This window comes from Pacificoceanicola niger (assembly GCF_048553275.1).
Classification (GTDB): domain Bacteria; phylum Pseudomonadota; class Alphaproteobacteria; order Rhodobacterales; family Rhodobacteraceae; genus Pacificoceanicola.
On record NZ_JBLZMW010000003.1, the window covers coordinates 397,380 to 419,290 of the forward strand.

At 65.6% G+C, this 21,911-nt stretch carries 17 protein-coding genes; 7 read left to right on the forward strand and 10 right to left on the reverse strand.

What is annotated here, in order from left to right; genetic code table 11:
- Nucleotides 1-28: 28 nt before the first annotated feature.
- From cobA to ACN2XU_RS06815, 10 genes are all read right to left on the reverse strand, one after another.
- Complete coding sequence (cobA, locus tag ACN2XU_RS06770) at nt 29-931, reverse strand: uroporphyrinogen-III C-methyltransferase (RefSeq protein WP_419409647.1); 903 nt, start codon at nt 929-931, stop codon at nt 29-31.
- 13 nt (nt 932-944) lie between these two features.
- A complete protein-coding gene (locus tag ACN2XU_RS06775) occupies nt 945-1,901 on the reverse strand; it encodes a glycosyl transferase family protein (RefSeq protein WP_419409648.1) in 957 nt (318 codons plus the stop codon).
- Complete coding sequence (locus ACN2XU_RS06780; RefSeq protein WP_419409649.1) at nt 1,898-4,513, reverse strand: molybdopterin-dependent oxidoreductase; 2,616 nt, start codon at nt 4,511-4,513, stop codon at nt 1,898-1,900. Before ACN2XU_RS06780 ends, ACN2XU_RS06775 begins: the two co-directional genes overlap by 4 nt.
- Complete coding sequence (gene nirD / locus ACN2XU_RS06785; RefSeq protein WP_419409650.1) at nt 4,513-4,845, reverse strand: nitrite reductase small subunit NirD; 333 nt, start codon at nt 4,843-4,845, stop codon at nt 4,513-4,515. The genes ACN2XU_RS06780 and nirD overlap by 1 nt, the downstream gene beginning before the upstream one ends.
- A gap of 58 nt (nt 4,846-4,903) precedes the next feature.
- The gene (gene nirB / locus ACN2XU_RS06790; protein ID WP_419409651.1) at nt 4,904-7,342 is read right to left on the reverse strand and encodes a nitrite reductase large subunit NirB; all 2,439 of its coding nucleotides are present in this window, start codon (nt 7,340-7,342) and stop codon (nt 4,904-4,906) included.
- A 4-nt stretch (nt 7,343-7,346) separates the two neighbouring features.
- Nucleotides 7,347-9,059 (reverse strand): ABC transporter ATP-binding protein, encoded by a 1,713-nt coding sequence (locus ACN2XU_RS06795; protein ID WP_419409652.1) that lies wholly within the window; start codon nt 9,057-9,059, stop codon nt 7,347-7,349.
- Between the two features lie 21 nt (nt 9,060-9,080).
- On the reverse strand, nt 9,081-10,163 hold the full coding sequence (locus ACN2XU_RS06800; RefSeq protein ID WP_419409653.1) for an ABC transporter permease: 1,083 nt from the start codon (nt 10,161-10,163) through the stop codon (nt 9,081-9,083).
- A gap of 99 nt (nt 10,164-10,262) precedes the next feature.
- Nucleotides 10,263-11,630, reverse strand: a complete 1,368-nt coding sequence (locus tag ACN2XU_RS06805) for a CmpA/NrtA family ABC transporter substrate-binding protein (protein WP_419409654.1) — start codon at nt 11,628-11,630, stop codon at nt 10,263-10,265.
- Between the two features lie 285 nt (nt 11,631-11,915).
- Nucleotides 11,916-13,082, reverse strand: coding sequence for a CmpA/NrtA family ABC transporter substrate-binding protein (locus tag ACN2XU_RS06810; RefSeq protein WP_419409655.1), 1,167 nt, complete (start codon nt 13,080-13,082; stop codon nt 11,916-11,918).
- Nucleotides 13,079-13,663 (reverse strand): ANTAR domain-containing response regulator, encoded by a 585-nt coding sequence (locus tag ACN2XU_RS06815; RefSeq protein ID WP_419409656.1) that lies wholly within the window; start codon nt 13,661-13,663, stop codon nt 13,079-13,081. Before ACN2XU_RS06815 ends, ACN2XU_RS06810 begins: the two co-directional genes overlap by 4 nt.
- Before the next feature lie 245 nt (nt 13,664-13,908).
- Here ACN2XU_RS06815 and ACN2XU_RS06820 point away from each other — a divergent pair, with 245 nt between their 5' ends.
- The 7 genes from ACN2XU_RS06820 to ACN2XU_RS06850 all read left to right on the forward strand — a co-directional run bounded on the left by ACN2XU_RS06820 (nt 13,909) and on the right by ACN2XU_RS06850 (nt 21,860).
- Nucleotides 13,909-15,048 (forward strand): MHYT domain-containing protein, encoded by a 1,140-nt coding sequence (locus ACN2XU_RS06820; RefSeq protein ID WP_419409657.1) that lies wholly within the window; start codon nt 13,909-13,911, stop codon nt 15,046-15,048.
- A 110-nt stretch (nt 15,049-15,158) separates the two neighbouring features.
- Nucleotides 15,159-16,013: an FAD binding domain-containing protein gene (locus ACN2XU_RS06825; RefSeq protein WP_419409658.1), complete on the forward strand. Its 855-nt coding sequence runs from the start codon at nt 15,159-15,161 to the stop codon at nt 16,011-16,013.
- A gap of 47 nt (nt 16,014-16,060) precedes the next feature.
- Nucleotides 16,061-16,555 (forward strand): (2Fe-2S)-binding protein, encoded by a 495-nt coding sequence (locus tag ACN2XU_RS06830; RefSeq protein ID WP_419409659.1) that lies wholly within the window; start codon nt 16,061-16,063, stop codon nt 16,553-16,555.
- Nucleotides 16,552-18,978 (forward strand): aerobic carbon-monoxide dehydrogenase large subunit, encoded by a 2,427-nt coding sequence (locus ACN2XU_RS06835; RefSeq protein ID WP_419409660.1) that lies wholly within the window; start codon nt 16,552-16,554, stop codon nt 18,976-18,978. Before ACN2XU_RS06830 ends, ACN2XU_RS06835 begins: the two co-directional genes overlap by 4 nt.
- A 52-nt stretch (nt 18,979-19,030) precedes the next feature.
- Nucleotides 19,031-19,906, forward strand: a complete 876-nt coding sequence (locus ACN2XU_RS06840; protein WP_419409661.1) for an AAA family ATPase — start codon at nt 19,031-19,033, stop codon at nt 19,904-19,906.
- Entirely contained in the window at nt 19,903-21,084 is a 1,182-nt protein-coding gene (locus ACN2XU_RS06845; protein WP_419409662.1) for a vWA domain-containing protein, read from the forward strand. Before ACN2XU_RS06840 ends, ACN2XU_RS06845 begins: the two co-directional genes overlap by 4 nt.
- A complete protein-coding gene (locus tag ACN2XU_RS06850) occupies nt 21,081-21,860 on the forward strand; it encodes an XdhC family protein (protein ID WP_419409663.1) in 780 nt (259 codons plus the stop codon). Before ACN2XU_RS06845 ends, ACN2XU_RS06850 begins: the two co-directional genes overlap by 4 nt.
- Nucleotides 21,861-21,911: the final 51 nt, after the last annotated feature.

Consider the following 21,911-nt stretch of genomic DNA (forward strand, 5'->3'; position numbering starts at 1 on the left):
CCGTTTTCATTTGCGGAGCGCGTTTGGCTCAGCCAGTGACCTGCGCAGCAGCCCGCGTGACCGCCGGGGCCTCCGGGGCCTCCGGGGTCTTTGGCCATGTGACCAAAACGATGGCACAGCCGGTCACCGCGTTCTCCGCGATCAGCGCGGGCAGGCCCGCAAGGGTGCCATGATGCGCGCGCTCTTCGGGTTTGGAGACCTCGACCGCCACGGAGACCGGCGCATCGGCGGGCAAGCCGCGCGCCATCAAGGCCGCCGCGATCCGCGCCGCCTGCCCCACGGACATGTAGAAGGCCGTCGTCGTGCCGGGGCCGCTCATCCGTGCCGAGGCGGGCAGCGGATCGCCCTTCTGCCCCATGCCAGTGGCCAGCACCAGAATATCGGCAATGCCGCGTTCGGTCAGGCTCTGGCCCATGCTGGCGGCGGCGGCGCAGACCGCCGTGACGCCGGGAATGATCTCCACCGGAATGCCATGGGCGTTCGCCGCCGCGATCTCCTCGCCCGCGCGGCCAAAGACACCGGGATCGCCGGATTTCAGCCGCACCACGCGGCGGCCCGCTTGCGCCGCGTCGACAATCACCGCGTTGATGCGCTCCTGCGGCCAGGAATGATTGCCCACGTGTTTGCCGACAAACACCAGCTCCGCGCCGGGGCGGGCATAGGCCAGCACCGCGTCATCGACCAGCCGGTCATAAAAGACCACGTCAGCCTCGCCGATCCGCTGAACCGCGCGCAGGGTCAGCAGGTCCTTCGCCCCCGGTCCGGCCCCGATCAGCGCGATGCGGCCCTGTTTCGGGCCGCTCTCTGTCCCGGCCTTGGTGTCACGCCGGATCTGCGGCAGCCGCTCCACCGCGCCGCGCACAAAGCGCACAGCAAAGCCAAGGGCGCCCGTCGGGGCGACAGCGAGAGGCGGAAAGGTGAGTGTTTTCATCGGTCAGCGTCCTTCAGGCAGCACAGGCGCGATGTCGCGCGATCCAAAGCGTGTCAGTCAGGGCATCCGCATCCGCGTGCCCCAGCGTATCCAGAGCCAGCGCGGCGGTCCCCTTGACCACCGCCTCGGCAAAGTCGTCTTCGGTCTCGCCCGCCCACAGCGCCGAGAGGGCCCCGGCATCTCGCGCGCCGTCATCCATCCTGCGGGTCTCATCGCGCAGCATTGCCACCGTGCCCTCCCACGAAAGCCCGGCGCGCAGGCCGAACCCCGCGATGTCCTTGGCCGGATTGCGCTCGAACTCGCCGCCGCCACCCTTGATCACGCTCAGCCCCTGCCAGCCCAGAAGCCGCGCCGCATCCGCCTGCAACAGCCGGTAGGAGGGGTGAAACACGCCCTGCACGCTGGCGCGCGCCTCGCCTGGGTTCAGCATCCGGCACACCGTATTGATGCAGGACCGCAGCCCGAAGGTATCCCGCAGATCGAGCAGGCCGAACAAGGCAGGCGAGAGAGTCTCAAGCGGCAGGTAGGCGATGCCGTCCCGCTCCAGCAGTTGCGCAACCTCCTCCGCCTGCCCCGCCATGGCGATCCCCGCCGAGGCCAGACCGCCGCGCACCGCCGCGTCCTGCCCGTTCCAGCCGTGCAGCAGCACCCGGTGCCCGGCCCGCGCCACCAGCCGCGCCGAGAGCAGGAACCACGGCAGGCCGCGCGTGCGCCCGGCGGCATAGCTCGGCCAGTCGAGATCAACGGGCGGCAGCGGCGGCAGGCTGGCCTGTGCGCCAGCCGTGAAGCCCGCGATCTCCTGCGCCTCCTCGCCCTTCATCCGCAGCAGCATGAGCAAGGCGCCGACGGCCTCCGGCGCCGCTTGGCCCGAGAGCATCAGACGCATGGCATCCTGCGCCTCATCGAAGGTCAAGGAGCGCGACCGCCCCGGCCCGCGCCCGAGCGTGCGTACATGGTCGGACAGGCTCATTCCGCCGCCTCCCTCTGGTGCAGACGGGCCAGAAGGGCCGCGATCTCCGGACGGCAGGAGCCGCAGTTCGTCCCCGCCTGCAAGGCCGCGCCAACGGCGTCGACGCTCAGCAATCCTTCCGTTTCGATCGCGGTCACGATTGTGTTCACCCCCACGTCGAAACAGGCGCAGAGCATCGGGCCGGGGTCCGGGCGGTCCGCCGGAGGGCGTCCGATCAGCACGTCCGCCTCCGCGTTGCCGGGCAACCCCGCAACGTAGTCGCGGACCACGGCCACCGGCTCGGGCGCGATGAACAGCGCCGCGATCAGCGTCCCCCCCTCAAAGAAGGCCAGCCGGGCCAGCCCGCGCCGCGTGTCGATCAGCGATTGCACCTCGGCCTCCGGCAAGTCAAAGAGCGCGCGCGCCTCGGCCTCCCAGTCGGTGACGCTGCGCATCCCGGCCAGTTCCGCCCGCCACCCGGATTTCGTCCGGGCGCGCGCCCAGTAATCCGCCTGTGGCTGCAACGCTTTGCTGCTGACGGCAAAGCCATACCATGCCGCCTCGAACCGGGTGACAGACACCACCGACGCCTTGCTCTCCGGCTGTCCCGACACCGGGTCCGTGACGGCGGCGACAAGCGTGTCGATCCGGGCGGCGGGCGCGGTCTCGCCGGTCCAGTGGATCGGCGCGAAGATCTGCCCGCGCGTGACCGCGTCAGTGATGCGCGCGCGCAGGATACCGCTGCCCTGCGGGCTGCGCAGCGTGACCAGATCATTGGGCCCGATGCCCTGATCGGCGGCGTCCGCCGGGTGAATTTCCACAAACGGTTCGGCCAGATGCGCCGAGAGGCGCGGCGACAGGGCGGTGCGCGTCATGGTGTGCCACTGGTCGCGCAGCCGCCCGGTGTTCAGCACGAACGGATAGCGCGGGGCACGGCGGGCCACCGGCGGGCGATACCGGAGCGGCAGCATGCGCGCCTTACCGTCCGCGTGGAAAAACCGGCCATCGCCGAAGAAGCGCCCGCCCTGGCGGCTGGCGCTGACTGGCCAGCGCGTGGGGCGCAGCGCGTCATACCCCGCATCGTCCAGATCGCTCAGGGCGGAGATGTCGAAATCGCGCCCAAACCTGCCCGCAACGCCCGACAGCGCGGCATACTCGCGGAAAATCTCGGCGGGGGTTTCGTAATCGAATGCGGCGGTCCAGCCCATGCGCCGCCCCACGGCGGCGAGGATGTCCCAGTCCGGGCGGCACTCCCCCGGCGCGGGCAGGATCGAACGCTGGCGCGAGATGGTGCGGTCCGAGTTCGTCACGGTGCCGGACTTCTCCGCCCAGGCGGTGGCAGGCAGGATCACGTCCGCGAGCCGCGCCGTATCGGTCTGCGCGGTGATGTCGGAGACCACGACGAAGTCGCAGCCCGCGATGGCCTCCTGCACCGCGCTGGCGTCCGGCATGGAGACGGCGGGGTTCGTATGGATGATCCAGAGCGCCTTGATCTTGCCCTCCCCCACGGCCTTGAACATGTCCACGGCCTTGAGGCCGGGCTTTGCCGGGATTGTGGGTGCGGTCCAGAAATCGCGCACGGCGCTGCGGTGCTCGGCATTCTCTATGTCGAGATGGCAGGCGAGCATGTTCGCCAGCCCCCCGACCTCACGCCCGCCCATGGCGTTGGGCTGGCCGGTGAGGCTGAACGGGCCAAGACCGGGCTTGCCGATGCGGCCCGTGGCGAGGTGACAGTTGAGGATGGCGTTGACCTTGTCCGAACCAGACGAGGACTGGTTCACGCCCTGGGAGAAAACGGTGACGACCTTCTCGGTGTTCAGCCAGAGGTCATAGAACTGATGCACGAGATCCTCGTCCAGACCCGTGGGGTCGAGGCGGCTCTCGTAGGCGGCGGCGAAGGCCTCATTGGCGCCGTCGACGTTTTGCAGGAAAGCCTCGTCGACGAGGCCCCGGCGATGGATCTGCGCCAGCAGGCCGTTGAACAGGGCCACGTCGCTGCCGACTTCCAGCGGCAGGTGCAGGTCGGCGCTGTCGCAGCTGGCGGTGCGGCGGGGGTCGATGACGACGATCTTGGTGCCCTTCGCCTTGTGGGCGGCGAGCACGCGCTGGAACAGCACCGGATGGCACCAGGCCATGTTCGAACCGACAAGGACGATGAGGTCCGCCTCCTCGAGGTCCTCGTAGGTGCCGGGCACTGTGTCGGTGCCGAAGGCGCGCTTGTGGCCCGCCACGGTGGAGGCCATGCAAAGCCTTGAATTGGTGTCGATATTCGCCGAGCCCATGAAGCCTTTCATGAGCTTGTTGGCGATGTAGTAGTCTTCGTTGAGCAGCTGGCCGGAGACGTAGAAGGCGACGCTGTCCGGGCCGTGCTGCTCGATGGCGCGGCCGAACTTGCCCGCGACGATGTCCAGCGCGGTCTCCCAGTCGCAGTCCTTGCCGCCGACGCGGGGCTTCAGGAGCCGCTCGCCAAGGCCGACGGTCTCGCCGAGGGCCGAGCCCTTGGAGCAGAGGCGGCCGAAGTTGGCCGGGTGGTCCGGGTCGCCCCGAACCTCGAGTCCGCCCTGCCCGTCCGCCTTCAGCAGGACGCCGCAGCCAACACCGCAGTAGGGACAGGTCGAGCGGACTTCAGACATTACGCGGCACTCCGGGCGTTGATGCTCTCGCTGTCGAGCAGCAAGCGGGTGCCGTCGAGCCGGACCGGGAAAGTCTGGATCGCGCCTTCATCGGCGCCCTTGGACAAACCGGTGTTGAGGTCGAAGACCATGTTGTGCAGCGGGCAGGTCACGCTGGTGCCATGCACGATACCCTCGCTGAGCGGGCCGCCCTTGTGCGGGCAGGTGTTGGAGGCGGCGTAGACCTGCGCCTCGCCGGTGCGGAAAAGCCCGATGCAGCCGAGCGGCGTCTTCACCACGCGGGCGCCGGGCAGCGGGATGTCGTTGATGTCTGCGACGTCGATCCAGGCCATGTTGCTCACTCCTTTGGTCTGCGTTGAGGTGCCGGGGTAGGCCCGGCACCGCCGTTTCTCATTCCGCCGCCTGAAGCGTCAGGTCGGCCACCGGGGCGAAGCTCTCGGGCCTGGCCGCGCCTTCTGCCCAGGGGTCCTTGCGGTAGACGGTCTGGCTCAGTTCGAAGGCCTCGTTCAGACGCTTGCGCTCTTCGAGGTTCTCGACCACCTGTTCCTTGACCCAGTCGAGACCGACCTTGGCGACCCATTTGTACGGGCGGTCGAGGTACTTCGCGTTCTCGCGGTAGAGCTGCATGAAGGCGGTCACCAGTTCGATGGCTTCCTCTTCCGTCGCCACATCCGCCAGACGTTCGGTCTCCTTCACGTCCATGCCAGCCGCGCCCGCGACGCTGACCTGGTAGCCGCTGTCGACGCAGATCACGCCGATGTCCTTGCAGGTTGCCTCGGCGCAGTTGCGCGGGCAGCCGGAGACGGCGAGCTTGACCTTGTGCGGCGTCCAGCTGCCCCAGAGCTTCTTCTCGAGCTTGATGCCCAGACCGGAGGAGTCCTGCGTGCCGAAGCGGCAGTGATCCTTGCCGACGCAGGTCTTCACCGTGCGCAGCCCCTTGGAATAGGCATGACCAGAGACAAGGCCCGCCGCGTTTAGATCGGCCCAGATATGCGGCAGATCCTCGCCCTTGACGCCCAGCAGGTCGATGCGCTGGCCGCCGGTCACATGCACGGTCGGCACCTTGTACTTCTCGGCGGCGTCGGCGATGGCGCGCAATTCATTCGGCGTGGTCATCCCGCCCCACATGCGCGGCACCACGGAGAACGTCCCATCCTTCTGAATGTTGGCATGCTTGCGTTCGTTGACGAAACGGCTCTGCGGATCGTCCCGATACTCAAGCGGCCAATCCGCGAGCAGGTAATAGTTCACCGCCGGGCGGCAGACGTGGCAGCCGTTCACGGTCTTCCAGCCCAGTTCCTGCCAGACGGCGGGCTGGCTTTTGAGTTCCCGGGCCTTGATGAGCCGCCGCACATCCTCATGCGTGAGATCACAGCAGCCGCAGATGGATTGCGCCGCGGGCGCGGCATAGGCGTCGCCGAGCGTCACTTCGAGCAATTGCTCGACCAGTCCGGTGCAGGTGCCGCAGGAGCCGGACGCCTTGGTGCAGGCCTTCAGTTGCGGCAGGTCGGTCGCGCCGCCGTTGATTGCAGAAACGATGGTGCCCTTTGAGACGCCGTTACAGCCACAGATTTCCGCATCATCCGGCAAGGCTGCAACGGCTGAGAAAGGGTCCGCAGAGGCCCCTCCCTGATAGGCCGGGCCAAAGATCAGCGTCTCGCGCATCTCCGCGATGTCGGTGCCGTCCTTGATGAGATTGAAGAACCAGTTGCCATCGGCGGTATCGCCATAGAGCACCGCCCCGATCAGCCGGTCATTCTCGATCACAAGGCGCTTGTACAAGCCCCGGGCCGGATCGCGGAAGACGATGTCCTCGCGCCCCTCGCCCTCGGCAAAGTCGCCGGCGGAGAAGAGGTCGCACCCCGTTACTTTCAGCTTGGTCGAGAGTTCCTTGGGCGTGAAGGCCGCCGCTTCGCCGGTCAGCGTTTTCGCCACGACCCTGGCTTGGTCATAGAGCGGCGCGACGAGGCCGAAGACCGCGCCGTTGTGCTCGATGCACTCTCCGACAGACAGGATATCGGCGTCAGAGGTGACCATCTGATCATCCACATGGATGCCGCGCCCCACGGCCAGACCGGCCTGCGCCGCCAGAGCGGTGCTCGGGCGGATGCCCACCGCCATGACCAGCAGGTCACAGGGCAGCTCGGTGCCGTTCTCCAGCTCCAGCGCGCGGACCTTGCCATCCTCGCCGAGGATCTGCCTGGAATTCGTGGAGACCAGCACATTGATCCCCCGGCTCACCAACTCCTTGCGCAGCAGATAGCCCGCCGCCTCGTCAAGCTGTCGCTCCATCAGGTGGCCCATCAGATGCACCACAGTCACGTCCATGCCGCGCAGCCGAAGCCCCGCCGCCGCCTCAAGCCCGAGCAGGCCTCCGCCAATCACCACCGCCTTCGCACCGGGCCTGGCGGCCACGTCGATCATGCGATTGGTGTCTTCGAGATCGCGGTAGGCGATCACCCCGTCCAGATCATGCCCCGGCATCGGGATGATGAAGGGGGTCGAGCCGGTCGCGATGAGCAGCTTGTCATAGGCAACATCGCCGTGCTCGCCCTTGACCACCTTGGCCTCACGGTCGATCCCGACGACTGCCTCGCCAAAGCGGCAGGTCACGCCGTGCTCCGCGTACCAAGCGTCATCATGGATGACGATGTCCTCATAACATTTCTCCCCGGACAGCACCGGCGAGAGCATGATGCGGTTGTAGTTGCCGCGCGGCTCGGCGTTGAAAAGGGTGACCTCCCATGCGCCCGGCTGCGCCTCGAAGAGGTGCTCCAGCGCGCGGCCGGAGGCCATACCGGCCCCTATGACGACAAGTTTCTGAACCATGAATTCACTCCGCTGCGATAGATGTGGCAGATGGGTTGGCTTTCGCCCCGCGCGCCCCGCCAGTGGCGTTCCCGGACGTGTTGCCGTGTTCGTATTTCTCAAGGAAATCGAGCACTTGCTGGCGATATCGGTAGTAATCGGGATGTTCGAGCAGGGCCTTGCGCGTGCGCGGGCGCGGCAGGTCCACATCGACGATGCGGCCAATTGTGGCCTGCGGGCCGTTGGTCATCATCACCACCCGGTCGGCCAGCAGGATCGCCTCGTCCACGTCATGCGTCACGCAGATCGCCGTGACCTTGGTGCGCGACCAGACTTCCATCAGGACCTCCTGAAGCTCCCAGCGGGTCAGGCTGTCGAGCATCCCGAACGGCTCGTCGAGCAGCAGCAGTTTCGGCGACAGCGCAAAGGCCCGCGCGATGCCGACGCGCTGCTTCATGCCGTTGGACATATCGGCGGTGCTGCGGTCCATGGCATCGGCCAGACCGACGCGCTCAAGGTAGTATTCGACCACGTCCTGCCGCTCGGCCTGGCTTGCCCTTGGATAGACTTTGTCCACCCCGATCGCGCAGTTTTCGCGCGCCGTGAGCCACGGGAAAAGGTTCGGGGACTGGAACACCACCGCCCGCTCCGGGTCCGCGCCAAGCACGCCGCGCCCGTCGAGATTGATGACGCCTTTCGACACCTCGTTAAGGCCGGCGGCCATGGTCAGCACCGTGGACTTGCCACAGCCGGAGTGGCCGATCAGGCTGATGAACTCGCCCTTGTTCACCTTCAGATCGAAGTCCTCGACCACGGTGAGCGGGCCTTTCGGTGTCGGGTAGATCTTGTGCAACTGCGAGAACTCAAGGAAGCGATCCTCGCGCGTGGAGCCCGAGGCCTCCTTCACCGCCGCAGGCACTGAATGGATCGGCGTCACATTGGGCAGGATGCGGCTGCCCTCGACCCGGCCTTCGATCCCGACATCCATCAGGTAGCGTGTCACAGTCTTGCGCAGCGCCTTGAAGGTCTCGTTGGCGTTCATTTCCATGCGGTCGCGCGGACGCGGGATGCCTACGCTGAACTCCTCACCAAGCGTTCCGTCCGGGTTCAGGGCGATGATGCGGTCGGCGAGGATGATCGCCTCGTCCACGTCATTGGTGATCAGGACGCAGGTCTTCTTGTCCTGCTCCCAGATGTGTTCGATCTCATCGGCAAGGTTGGCCCGGGTCAGCGCGTCCAGCGCGCTCAACGGCTCGTCCAGCAGCAGGCATTCGGGCGACATGGCAAGCGCGCGGGCCACGTTCACCCGCTGCCGCATTCCGCCCGACAGTTCCGCCGGACGGCGCGTGGCGGCATGGCTCAGACCGACCATCTGCACGTATTTGCGCACGGTTTCGATCTTTTCGGCCTTCGCCATCTTCGGAAACACCGAATCCAGCGCCAGTCGCACATTTCCCTCCACCGTCAGCCACGGCATCAGCGAATAATTCTGAAAGATCACGCCGCGTTCCGGGCCGGGGCCGTCGATGGGCTTGCCCTTGAAGGTGACGCGGCCCGCACTCGGCTGCTCCAGGCCGGCCATGAGGTTGATCAGCGTCGTCTTGCCGGTGCCGGAAAAGCCGAGCAGCACAAGGAACTCGCCCTCCCGCACCTCCAGATTGATGTCTTTCAGGACCTGCGCGGCCTGGGTGCCGGTGCCGAAGGACTTGGACACATTTTCGAACTTGAGAAAGCTCATGTCAGGTCTCCTTTCCGGCGCTCAGCGCTGGTTCGTGAAGGTAAAGAGCGACTGCAGCGCATACATCACACGGTCCAGAAGGAAGCCGATGATGCCGATGGTGAAGACCGCGACCATGATCTTGGCGAGCGAGCTTGAGCTGCCGTTCTGGAATTCATCCCAGACGAATTTGCCAAGGCCGGGGTTCTGCGCCAGCATTTCGGCGGCGATCAGCACCATCCAGCCCACCCCGAGCGACAGCCGCAGCCCGGTGAAGATCAGCGGCAGGGCGGAGGGCAGCACCAGCTTGGTGATCTTGGTATAGGTGTTCATCTTCAGGACCTTGGAGACATTCACCAGGTCCTTGTCGATGGAGGCCACGCCGAGCGCCGTGTTGATCAGCGTCGGCCACAGCGAGCAGAGCGTGACGGTGATGGCGGAGATCAGGAAGGACTTGGAAAACAGCCCGTCGTTCGTGGCATAGACCGCCGAGACGATCATCGTCACGATCGGCAGCCAGGCCAGCGGACTGACCGGCTTGAAGATCTGCACCAGCGGGTTGATCGCGGCATTGGCGGTCGGCGACAGACCCGCGGCAATGCCAAGCGGCACGGCCACGGCGGTGGCGACCAGGAACCCGAAGAAGACGGTTTTGATCGAGGTCCAGATCTGCTGATAATAACTCGGCGCGCCGGTATAGGCGACGTCCTTGACCTCATCGGCCCGGCCCGCATCAATCAGGCGCTGGTTGCGCTTGTCGACCATCGCTTCGAATTTCGCCTGCTTGACGCCCTTGGCCTGCGCGTCCTGATGCAGGTTCACCGCCTCTTCCCAGACCTGCGCAGGCCCCGGAACCGCCCCCAGAGAGGTCTGCACCTTCGGCGCCAGTGTGCCCCAGAGCAGCAGAAAGCCGACGATGGCGATCAGCGGCACGACCAGCAGCCGCCAGATCTCCTTGCCCTGCGCGCGCGGGTTGTCCCCGGCGGCGGCCTTCAGGATCGGCGTCACCCAGGCAAGGCCCAGCACGTTGAACCATTTGTCGGCGGCGTTGATGCGGGTGAACAGCCGGGCGCGGCGCGCCTCGCGGTCTGCGTCTGTGGTGAAATTCGGATCGACGGTTGTCATCTGTTGCGTCCTTGAATTCTTGGGCTGAGACCTTGCGGCGATTGGATCGGATCATGCCTCCCGCCGGCAGTGCAGCGGGGGGCATGCCTGTTCGCGCCGTTACCCCTTGACGTCCGTGCCTTCGACGATCTGCGCGCCCTTCAGGCCGATCGGCAGGCTGTCGAGGTAGGCATTCGGCGTCTTGCCGTTATAGGGGATACCGTCGATGATATCGCTCGCCGGTGTCGCCGCCTTGTAGCCATCGCTCTCCCAGGGGAAGTCCGCCTCGTTGGCCAGCCCCTCCTCCACCAGAAGCCGCGCGGCCTTGAGGTAGATCTCCGGCTTGTAAACGTCCCTCGCGACCTCATCGTACCAGCTGTCCGGCTTGGCCTCGGCGATCTGCCCCCAGCGGCGCATCTGCGTCAGGTACCAGACCGCATCGGAGTAGAACGGGTAGGTCGCGTTGTAGCGGAAGAACACGTTGAAGTCGGGAACCGCGCGCTTGTCGCCCTTCTCGTACTCGAAGGTGCCGGTCATGGAGTTGGCGATCACCTCCGCATCGGCGCCGACGTATTCGGGGCGCGACAGGATCTCGACCGCTTCCATGCGGTTGGCGTTGTCATTCTCGTCAAGCCACATGGCCGCCCGGATCAGCGCTTTGGTCACGGCGAGCGTGGTGTTCGGGTTGGCCTCGGCGAACTCGGCCGACAGGCCAAAGACCTTCTCGGGGTTGTTCTTCCACAGCTCGTAATCGGTGATGACGGGCACGCCGATGCCCTTGAACACCGCCTGCTGGTTCCACGGCTCGCCGACGCAATACCCATGGATCGTCCCGGCCTCCAGCGTCGCGGGCATTTGCGGCGGCGGGGTCACGGAGAGGAACACATCCGCGCCGATCTGCCCGGTGATGTTCTCCGGCGAATAATACCCCGGATGCAGCCCGCCCGCGGCCAGCCAGTAGCGAAGCTCGTAATTGTGGGTCGAGACCGGGAAGACCATGCCCATGTTGAAGGGCTTGCCCTCGGATTTGTACTGCGCGACAACCGGGGCCAGCGCCTCGGCGCTGATGGGATGCTGCGGGCGGCCATCGTCCATCTTGGGGATATTGGGCAGCATCGCCTCCCACACCTCGTTCGACACGGTGATGCCGTTGCCGTTCAGGTCCATGGAAAACGGCGTGATGATATGCGCCTCCGTGCCGAACCCGATGGTCGCGGCGAGCGGCTGACCGGCCAGCATGTGCGCCCCGTCAAGCTGTCCGCCGATCACACCATCGAGCAGCACCTTCCAGTTCGCCTGCGCTTCGAGGGTCACGAACAGGCCTTCATCGAGGAAATACCCCTGCTCATAGGCCACGGCGAGCGGCGCCATGTCGGTCAGTTTGATAAAGCCAAAGGTCAGCTCGTCCTTTTCCAGCTCCAGCATCTCGGCCATGGCCGGGCTGACAAGCGCGGTTGTCGCCGCAAGGCTCAGGAGAAGTCGCTTCATGGGGAAGTCCCTTTCGTTACTGTCGATTTGGGTCCGGATCTGCCGGACTGAAAAACAAAAAAAGCCGCCGACACGCACCGCCTGGGAGGAAAGGCGGAGGGTCGAGCGGCTTTGCTCTGGAGATCCCTGTCATAGGGATTGATGTCTTGTCGGCGGGCGTCGTTGCTCGCCAGTGTCTCTACTATGCCAGCGCGGGCCCCGCTCTCCCAAAACAATTTGTCTCAGATGCAGGTTTTTCGCGGCATCGCAGCATGGATCTCGCCGCGGCTGCACATTTTGCGGGCATCAGGCGGTCAGAGGCTCAAAAATACGCCCGTCGAAAAACGAATCCCGCTGCAGAATCAGTCTGCCGTTGGAGGAGGACACCGCCGTCGCTTCGCTCAGCGAGCCTTCGATCTTGGAGGAGGCGCCGGGCAGGTCGGCGGCGGTATCCCGCAAGGCCCGGCGGTAAATGTCGGACCGATAGACCCCCCGCGCCGCCGCCTCCGGGTCCTGCCCGATCCGCTTGCCCAACTGGCAGCCGATCCACTCCGCCTGACTGCGCCAGGGAAAGCCTGCCGCGCCGTTGTGAAACTCGATGAACCCCGGCACATCGCGCGCCTCGCCGCGCGCCGAGATCACCAGCCGCCCGGAGAGCGAGCGTTCGACGTGCTCGGGCGGCAGATCGAGATAGTGCCGGCGGGCCAGCACTTCGGAGGCGAGCAACCGCGACGCCGGATCAGCCAGCCACCGCCCCGCCCGCCAGACCGCCCGGATCAGCCGATCCGTCAGCGATGTTTCCGTATCGGCCCAGTCGCTGCGCACGGCCAGCACCTTTTCCGGTGCGAAACTCCAGATCGCATTGCCCGGCAGGAGCAGCGCCCCGACGTTGTTTTCCACCGTTTTCGTGCCCCAGGGTTCACCGACGCAGAAGGCGTCAATCTCGCCCTCGGCGATGGCCTCGGCCATCAGCGGTGGCGGCACGGTGCGCACCTCCACCCGCTCCGGCACCGCATAGCCCAGCGCCGACAGCCAGTAGAACACCAGCTCCGCGTGCATCGAGAACGGGAACGGCACCCCGATGCGCAGCCGCTCGCCGCCAACCGCGATCAACGCCCGCCCGGCCTTTTCCGCATCGGCAAAATCGAAATCGTGGCCATTGGCGCGCAGTCGCTCTTCCAGCGCCCGGCTGACCCCGATGACATTGCCATTGACCGACAGCACCGAGACCGCGGACAGCGGCGCACCCGCCCCGCCAAAGCCCAGCGCGGCGGCAATCGGCACCGGCGAGAGCATCTGCGCCGCGTCCACCTGCCCGAAGCTGAGCATATCGCGCAGCGAGGACCAGCTCGGCGCGCGGCGCAGATCGAGCGAGATGCCCTCTTCCAGCGCGAAGCCCATTTCCTGCGCCACGATGAGCGGCGCGGCATCCGTCAAGGGGATATAGCCGACCGACAGCAAGGTCTCCTTCATGACAGCAGCCCCGCCGCCGTCACCAGCGCCTGTGCCACCTCGGCCACGCGCTTGCCCTGATCCATCGCCGCCTTGCGCAGGATGGCGTAGGCCTCATCCTCTCCGACGCCGCGCGCCTTCATGATCATGCCCTTGGCACGGTCGATCACCTTGCGCTCTTCCAGCGCCCGCTTGGTTGCCGCCAATTCCGTGCGCATCCGCTGAAACATCCGGAAACGGGCGATGGCCGCATCGAGGATCGGTTTGAGCCGGTCCGGGCGCAACCCGTCCACGACATAGGCCGAGACCCCCGCTTCGATCGCCGCCGTCGACAGGCCCACATCGGAGCGGTCGACGAACATCGCCACCGGGCGTTCCATCGGCCCGGACGCCAGCGCCAGCCCTTCGAGCATGTCGCGCGAGGGGTTTTCGATGTCGATCAGAACGACATCCGGCTGCACCTCGCGGATGCGCCGGGCCAATGCCGTCGGCTCCGAAATGATGCGGATCTCGCAATCGCCGGCGGCCTTCAGGCTGTCGACGATCTGGGTCGCGCGATCCTTGTCGGCTTCGACCACGATTATGGAGAGGATATCTGTCACAGCCCCAGAAATGCTGCGCCTGCAGCATGAAGGCAATGACAAAACCGAATTCCACCGGGCCCGCCGCCGCAGTCGCACAAAATTCAGGCAGAGCGCGAACTTTCACGCCTCCCGCCCTGCGTTTTCCGGACAGGCACAGTCCGGTTTCACGGACCCGTGCCCGGCCTGCAGGACGCCAAAGAAATTGGCTTCAAATCAACCGGTAGTGTTTGCAAACCGCCGCATTTCTGGTCATTTTCCGCGATATGGACGTCTTGGACATCAGCCATAGCGGCTTCTTGACAGCAATGGCCTGCGTCGTTGCGCTTGTTGCCGGGTTTACCGGGCTGTCGCTCACACGCGATCTGGCCAAGAAACCCGTATTCCAGAAGAAAGTCGCCATTACCCTCGCGGCGGTTGCCCTCGGCGGCGGCATCTGGGCCATGCATTTCATTGCCATGCTGGGCCTCAAGATGCCGATTTTGTTCTACTATGACGCGGCAATCACGCTGGTTTCGGCCTTGTCGGCAATCCTGCTGGTGGGCGCGGCCCTGCTGCTGCTGCATTTCGCGGAGCGCACGCCTTGGGTCATCTGTGTGGCGGGTGCCATCGTGGGGGTGGGCATCCTGGTCATGCATTACATTGGCATGGCGGGGCTGGAGCTGTGCCGGGCCATCTATACCGTGCCGGGGGTGGTTTTCTCGTCCCTTGTCGCCATTGGCCTGTGCGTGCTCGCGTTCTGGATTGCCTATGGGCATCGCACCAACCGCACCATCCTGCTCGGCACCGTCTGCTTTGCGGTGGCGGTCTGCTCCGTGCATTTCCTCGCCATTGCGGGAACGAATTTCGTGGCCGAACCCAGTGTGACGGAATTTGGCCCCTCCATGAGCAACGAAACGCTGGCATTGGGGGTGATCTTCTTCAGCTTCGTGATCTTTGGCGCGTCCTTGTGGGTCAGCGTGACCTATCTGGTCCCGCCCACCGCCGCCCCGATATCCGGGACCGAGGCCGAAGCCGGGCGTGCCACCGCCGCGGCGTCTCCGATCCCCGCCACGGACCTTCAAATCCCCTGCGAGAGCGAAGGCAAGAAGATCTTTGTCCGCTCCCGCGATGTTCTTTTCGTCCGTGCCGATGGCCACTACACGCAGGTCTATACACAGACCGAGCGACTGTTCTGTGCCTGGCCCATCACGGAGGCGAGCAAGCGGCTCTTGCCCGCCGGGTTCCTGCAAACCCATCGCAGCTATATCGTCAATCCAAGCCGCGTCGCGCGCTTCGAGCGCAACCGCGACAAGGGCCGCTGCCTGTTCGACGGGGCCGATCTGCCGCCCGCCCCGGTGAGCCGCTCCAAGCTGAAGGCAATCCAGGACAAACTGGCGTCGCAGGTCGGCGCAGTTCGTGCATGATACGGCGCATTTCGTGCAAAAGACCTGTGTTTCATTGATTTTCTGATGCCCGCCGCCCTGGCACCGGGCAGCCTCCACCCGAGGAATTTCGCTTAGGGAGGAGCCCGCCGATGATACCAGCGGCATTCGAATACTATCGCCCCAAGGACATGGACGGTGTCCTGTCGCTGCTCCGGGAGCATGGCGACGACGCCCGGGTCATGGCCGGCGGCCACAGCCTGATCCCGATGATGAAGCTGCGCATGGCGGAGGTGCCACACCTGATCGACCTGCAGGATGTCGGCGGCCTGTCCGGCATCGACATCGACGGTGACAGCATCCGCATCGGCGCCATGGTCACCCAGGCCGACCTGATCGACCACGCCGCGCTGGCCAAGGCCGCGCCGATCCTGCGCGAGGCCGCCTTGCAGATTGCCGACCCGCAGGTGCGGTACATGGGCACCGTCGGCGGCAATGTCGCCAATGGCGATCCGGGCAACGACATGCCCGGGCTGATGCAATGCTTGGACGCCAGCTTCACCGTGGTCGGCCCCGAGGGCGCGCGCGAGATCGCGGCGCGGGACTTCTACGAGGCGGCCTACATGACCGCCCGCGAGGACGACGAAGTGCTGACCGCCGTCACGATCCCGCTGCCGTCCGGCGGCCATGCCTACGAAAAGCAGAAACGCAAGATCGGCGACTATGCGACCGCCGCCGCCGCCGTGCAGATCGTCAAGGACGGCGACACCTGCGCAAGCGCGGCCATCGCCATGACCAATCTCAGCGACACGCCTGTGTTCAGCGAGGCCGCAGGCGCGGCGTTGGTCGGAACCGGCGTCGATGATGCCGCGCTGAAAGCGGCCGTTGCGGCCATGCTCGGCGACATCGACCCGAGCGAGGACAACCGCGGCCCCGTCGCATTCAAGAAACACGTGGCCGGGGTGATCCTGCGCCGCGCCATCGAGCGGGCCTGGTCGCGCGCCTGAGGTCACCCCTCAAGCCGCGCCGCGATAGGGCGAGAGAAAGGAACACAATGCCAAAGAAAATGCACATCACGCTGACCGTGAACGGCAAGGAACAGGAATTCCTCGCCGAACCGCGCGAATTGCTGATCTACACGCTGCGCGAGCGGCTCAACATCACCGGCCCGCATATCGGCTGCGAGACCTCGCACTGCGGCGCCTGCACCGTCACCCTCAATGGCAAGTCGGTCAAAGCCTGCACCCTGTTCGTGGCACAGGCGGATGGCGCCGAAATCACCACGATCGAAGGCATCGGCACCCCCGATGCCCTGCACCCGCTGCAAACGGCGTTCAAGGAACACCACGGTCTGCAGTGCGGCTATTGCACCCCCGGCATGATCACCCGCGCCACCAAGTTGCTCGAAGAGAACCCGAACCCGACAGAGGAAGACATCCGTTTCGGCATGGCTGGCAATATCTGCCGCTGCACCGGCTATCAGAACATCATCAAGTCCATTCAGGCCGCTGCGGCCGAGATGAACGCCGCGAAGGAGGCCGCAGAATGAAGGACGAGATCACGCGCGAGGAACGTGTCGAGAACCTCAAAGGGATGGGCTGCTCGCGCAAGCGGGTCGAGGATGCGCGCTTTACCCAGGGCAAGGGCAACTATGTCGACGATATCAAGCTCGATGGCATGCTGTTCGGGGATTTCGTGCGCTCGCCCTATGCGCACGCCCGCATCAAGAGCATCGACACCGCCGCGGCACTGGAGGTGCCCGGTGTTCTCGCGGTTCTGACCGCGGACGACCTGCGCCCGCTTGGTTTGCACTGGATGCCGACACTGGCCGGTGACAAGCAGATGGTGCTGGCCGATGGCAAGGTGCTGTTCCAGGGGCAGGAAGTCGCCTTTGTCGTCGCAGAAGACCGCTATGCCGCCGCCGATGGCATCGAACTGGTCGAGGTCGAGTACGAAGAGCTGCCGGTCCTGGTGGACCCGTTTGAATCGCTGAAATCCGACGTTGTCCTGCGCGAGGATCTGGTGGCGGAGGATGGCTCCATCCCGGCGGGCGCGCATGGGCCGCGCAAGCATCACAATCATATCTTCACATGGGAAGCGGGCGACAAGGCGCCAACCGAAGAGGTCATCGCCAATGCCGAGGTCGTGGCCGAGGAGTCGATGTACTACCACCGCACCCACCCCTGCCCGCTGGAGACCTGCGGCTGTGTGGCGTCGATGGACAAGGTCAACGGCAAGCTGACCCTCTGGGGCACCTTTCAGGCCCCGCATGCGATCCGTACCGTCGTCTCCCTGATCTCCGGCATCGAAGAGCACAACATCCGCGTGATTTCGCCCGATATCGGTGGCGGCTTTGGCAACAAGGTCGGTGCCTACCCGGGCTATGTCTGCTCTGTCGTCGCCTCCATTGTCACCGGTAAGCCGGTCAAGTGGATCGAGGACCGGATGGACAACCTGATGACCACCGCCTTTGCGCGGGATTATCACATGACCGGGAAGATCAGCGCGACGAAGGACGGAAAGATTACGGGCCTGCACTGCCACGTCACGGCGGATCACGGCGGTTTTGACGCCTGCGCGGACCCGACGAAGTTCCCCGCCGGCTTCATGAACATCTGCACCGGCTCCTACGACATTCCGACCGCCTTCCTCGAAGTCGATGGCGTCTATACCAACAAGGCCCCCGGCGGCGTCAGCTATCGCTGTTCCTTCCGGGTGACGGAGGCGGTGTACTTCATCGAACGGATGATCGAAGTGCTGGCCATCAAGCTGAACATGGACTCCGCCGAGCTGCGCCGGATCAACTTCATCAAGAAGGAGCAATTCCCCTACAAGGCCGCGCTTGGCTGGGAATACGACAGCGGCGATTACCACACGGCCTGGGACAAGGCGCTGAAGGCCGTCGATTACGAAGCGCTGCGCGCAGAGCAGGCGCAGCGTGTCGAGGACTTCAAGGCGGGCAAGACCCGCAAGCTGATGGGGATCGGGCTGTCCTTCTTTACCGAGATCGTCGGCGCCGGGCCGGTCAAGAACTGCGACATCCTTGGCCTTGGCATGTTCGACAGCTGTGAAATCCGCATCCACCCAACGGGCTCTGCGATTGCGCGGCTTGGCACGATTTCCCAGGGACAGGGGCATGCGACGACCTTCGCGCAGATCCTCGCCTCCGAGATCGGCCTGCCCGCCGACAGCATCACCATCGAAGAGGGCGACACCGACACCGCGCCCTACGGGCTTGGCACCTATGGCTCGCGCTCCACGCCGGTGGCGGGGGCAGCCACGGCCATGGCCGGGCGCAAGATCCGCGCCAAGGCGCAGATGATCGCGGCCTATCTGCTTGAGGTCCACGACAACGACGTGGAATTCGATGTCGACCGCTTTGTCGTCAAGGGCGCGCCGGAGCGGTTCAAGACGATGAAGGACATCGCCTTTGCCGCCTACAATCAGGCCATTCCGGGGCTGGAGCCGGGCCTTGAGGCGGTCAGCTACTATGACCCGCCCAACATGACCTACCCGTTCGGGGCCTACGTCTGTGTCATGGACATCGACGTCGACACCGGGGTTCCGGAAATCCGCCGTTTCTATGCTCTGGACGACTGCGGCACCCGGATCAACCCGATGATCATCGAAGGGCAGGTGCATGGCGGTCTGACCGAAGCGCTCGCCGTCGCGCTGGGGCAGGAGATCGCCTACGACGACATGGGCAACGTCAAGACCGGCACGCTCATGGACTTCTTCCTGCCCACCGCGTGGGAGGTCCCGAACTACGAGACCGACTTCACCGTCACCCCCAGCCCGCATCACCCCATCGGGGCGAAGGGCGTGGGCGAAAGCCCGCATGTGGGCGGTGTGCCGTGTTTCTCGAATGCCGTGCAGGATGCGTTCCGCCCCTTTGGCAACACGCATACCAACATGCCGCATGATCACTGGCGGATCTGGCGCACCGCCAATGAACTGGGCTTGCACGGCTGACAGCCACGGACAGGGCGGGGATAGCCTCTATCCCCGCCTTTCGGAGACAGACATGACCTGGACTGACTTGAAAACCGCGCTGGCCGGTGAAGGCTATGTGGCCTCCGACGACCTGGCCGTGGCGCTGCACCTGGCGCTGTCGCTGGGCCGTCCTCTCTTGCTGGAGGGGGCGGCGGGCGTCGGCAAGACCGAGATCGCCCGCACCCTGTCGGCTGTAAAGGACACGCGGCTGATCCGCCTGCAATGCTACGAAGGGCTGGACGCGGCACAGGCAATCTATGAATGGAATTACCAGCGGCAACTGCTGACCATCCGCGCCGCCGCCGAGGACGGCGAAACCGGGAAGGTGGTCGAGAACCGCATTTTTTCGCGTGATTTCCTGCTTGAGCGACCGCTGCTCGCCGCAATCACGCAGGACATCGCACCGGTGCTCCTGATTGACGAAATCGACCGCGCCGACGAGGAATTCGAGGCCTACCTTCTTGAGATCCTGTCCGATTTCCAGATTTCCATCCCGGAGCTCGGCACCATCGAGGCCGTCACCCGGCCCCTTGTGATCCTCACCTCCAACGGCACGCGCGATCTGTCCGATGCGCTGCGCCGCCGGTGCCTTTATACCTACGTCGAGTATCCCGACCGCGCGACCGAGCTGGCGATCCTCAAGGCCCGCTGCCCGCAGGTCGAAGCGCGCCTGGCGGAACAGATCGTCGGATTTGTCCAGAAACTCCGCGAAGAGGATCTGGAAAAGACCCCCGGCATCGCCGAGATGCTGGATTTTGCAGCGGCGCTCATGGGCCTTGGCCTCGCCGATCTGACGGACGATCCGGCCGTTCTGCAATCGACGCTCACCACCTTGCTGAAAACCCAAAGCGATCAGGCACAGATCACGCCAGAGGTCGCAGGCCGCATCGCCGGCAAGGCCGCATGAGCCGTGTGACCAAATTCGCCGGGCGCGATCCCGGCCCCGCTGCGCGGGTCGCGGGCTTTGTCGCCCATTTGCGCGCCAACGGTCTGCGCCTTGGCGTGGCGGAGGCGGACGTGGCCATGGCCGCCCTGGCCGAGGTCGAAGCCATCCGCCCCGAGGACAGCCGCCGCGCCCTTCGCGCGGTCTGCACCGGTTGCAAGGAGGAGGCAGAGCGCTTCGACGATCTCTTCGATAGCTACTGGATGGACATGGGCCGGGTGAAGCAGAAGGTCATCCAGACCCCCTCCAGTGCCCCGCACGATGACGTGCAGTCCTCGCGCGATGCCAAGGGCGAGGATGCCAGAGCCTCCGGCTCTGCAACGGCCCCCGACGATCAGGGCGGCGAGGCGGAGAGCGACGGCACCGGCAAGCTGATCGCCACCCGGCACAGCACCCTCAGCCGCCGTGATCTGCGCGACCTCGTGCGCCCCGAAGAGATCGCCGAGGCCGAAGCCGTGGCCCGGCGGATCGGGGCCGCCCTGCGCGATACGCGCTCGCGCCGCCGGATCGCCGCGCGGCGGGGCGATCGGCTGCACTTTCGCAAGACCATCCGCCACAGCCTCGCCACGGGGGGCGAGCCGCTGCGCCTGCTGCGCAGGAAACGCCCCGACCGCACCCGCAAGATCGTCGCGCTTTGCGATGTGTCCGGCTCCATGTCGGTCTACAGCCGGGTGTTTCTGGCGTTCCTTGCCGGTCTGATGCGGGCCGATCCGGCGGCGGATGCCTACCTTTTTCACACCCGGCTGGTGCGCATCACCGAGGCCCTGCGGGACAAGGACGCCCTGCGCGCCATCGGGCGCATGTCTCTGATGGCCGACGGCTTCGGCGGTGGCTCGAAAATCGGGCCGTCGCTGATGCGCTTTGCCGAAACCTACGCCAAACGCTTCGTCGACGGGCGCAGCGTCGTGCTGATCCTCTCTGATGGCTATGACACCGAGCCGCCAGAGCTGATCGCCGCGGCCCTCGCCAAGCTGCGCAAACGCGGCTGCCGCATCGTCTGGCTCAACCCGTTAAAGGGCTGGGCCGATTACGCCCCGGTTGCGGGCGGCATGGCAGCGGCCCTGCCCTTTCTGGATGCTTTCAAACCCGCCAATACGCTGGCCGATCTGGCCGCGCTGGAACAGGAGCTGACCCGGCTATGACCCCTGCGGAGATCCTCTCGACCGATCTGGCCGAGGCGGCGCAACAGCTGCGCGCCAGGGACGAACCCTTTGCCTTTGCCACCATCGTGCGCACCGCCGGCGCGACCGCCGCGAAACCCGGCGCCAAGGCGTTGCTCAGCGCCGATGGCACCATCCTTCAGGGTTGGCTCGGGGGCGGCTGCACGCGGAGCGCGGTCAAACGCGCCGCACTTCAGGCCCTGCGTGATGGCAAACCGCAGCTTGTTTCTGTCGCCCCCGAGGATTTGCTGGCCGAACAGGGGGTCGCCGCCGGTGACATGGTGGACGGAATGCAGTTTGCCCGGAACGGCTGTCCGTCGCGCGGCACGGTCGATATTTTCATCGAACCCTGCCTGCCGCTGCCGCAGCTTGTCGTCCTCGGCGCCTCGCCCGTGGCACAGGCACTCAGCACGCTCGCGCCGCAGTTTCAGTGGTCCGTGACAGGCTCGCCCACGCCGGGCAAACCGCACCAACAGTCCTTCGTCGTCGTGGCCACGCAGGGACAAGGCGATCTCGACGCCCTGAAGGCCGCGCTGTCGGTCCCGACCCGCTATGTCGCCTTCGTCGGCAGCCGCCGCAAATACGCCACCCTCGCCGAAAAACTCGCCGCGACCGGAATTGATCAGGCCGCGATCGACGACGTCAAGGCACCCGCCGGGTTGGATCTGGGCGCGGTGACACCGGAGGAAATCGCCCTGTCGATCCTCGCGCAGCTTGTTCAGGCGCGGCGCGCCACCGTGAAGCAGACCGATGGCTGACCTGCCGCATCCCGCTATCGCACCGAAAGAAAGCCCATGAGCACATTCAAA

Excerpts from the sequence above, each read along its gene's own strand:
- ACN2XU_RS06835 (WP_419409660.1), top strand. The coding sequence starts at position 16,552 with ATGAAGGACGAGATCACGCGCGAGGAACGTGTCGAGAACCTCAAAGGG.
- ACN2XU_RS06780 (WP_419409649.1), bottom strand. The coding sequence starts at position 4,513 with ATGTCTGAAGTCCGCTCGACCTGTCCCTACTGCGGTGTTGGCTGCGGC.
- nirB (WP_419409651.1), bottom strand. The coding sequence starts at position 7,342 with ATGGTTCAGAAACTTGTCGTCATAGGGGCCGGTATGGCCTCCGGCCGC.
- cobA (WP_419409647.1), bottom strand. The coding sequence starts at position 931 with ATGAAAACACTCACCTTTCCGCCTCTCGCTGTCGCCCCGACGGGCGCC.
- ACN2XU_RS06795 (WP_419409652.1), bottom strand. The coding sequence starts at position 9,059 with ATGAGCTTTCTCAAGTTCGAAAATGTGTCCAAGTCCTTCGGCACCGGC.
- nirD (WP_419409650.1), bottom strand. The coding sequence starts at position 4,845 with ATGGCCTGGATCGACGTCGCAGACATCAACGACATCCCGCTGCCCGGC.
- ACN2XU_RS06840 (WP_419409661.1), top strand. The coding sequence starts at position 19,031 with ATGACCTGGACTGACTTGAAAACCGCGCTGGCCGGTGAAGGCTATGTG.
- ACN2XU_RS06830 (WP_419409659.1), top strand. The coding sequence starts at position 16,061 with ATGCCAAAGAAAATGCACATCACGCTGACCGTGAACGGCAAGGAACAG.
- ACN2XU_RS06825 (WP_419409658.1), top strand. The coding sequence starts at position 15,159 with ATGATACCAGCGGCATTCGAATACTATCGCCCCAAGGACATGGACGGT.
- ACN2XU_RS06775 (WP_419409648.1), bottom strand. The coding sequence starts at position 1,901 with ATGAGCCTGTCCGACCATGTACGCACGCTCGGGCGCGGGCCGGGGCGG.
- ACN2XU_RS06845 (WP_419409662.1), top strand. The coding sequence starts at position 19,903 with ATGAGCCGTGTGACCAAATTCGCCGGGCGCGATCCCGGCCCCGCTGCG.
- ACN2XU_RS06850 (WP_419409663.1), top strand. The coding sequence starts at position 21,081 with ATGACCCCTGCGGAGATCCTCTCGACCGATCTGGCCGAGGCGGCGCAA.
- ACN2XU_RS06805 (WP_419409654.1), bottom strand. The coding sequence starts at position 11,630 with ATGAAGCGACTTCTCCTGAGCCTTGCGGCGACAACCGCGCTTGTCAGC.
- ACN2XU_RS06810 (WP_419409655.1), bottom strand. The coding sequence starts at position 13,082 with ATGAAGGAGACCTTGCTGTCGGTCGGCTATATCCCCTTGACGGATGCC.
- ACN2XU_RS06820 (WP_419409657.1), top strand. The coding sequence starts at position 13,909 with ATGGACGTCTTGGACATCAGCCATAGCGGCTTCTTGACAGCAATGGCC.
- ACN2XU_RS06800 (WP_419409653.1), bottom strand. The coding sequence starts at position 10,163 with ATGACAACCGTCGATCCGAATTTCACCACAGACGCAGACCGCGAGGCG.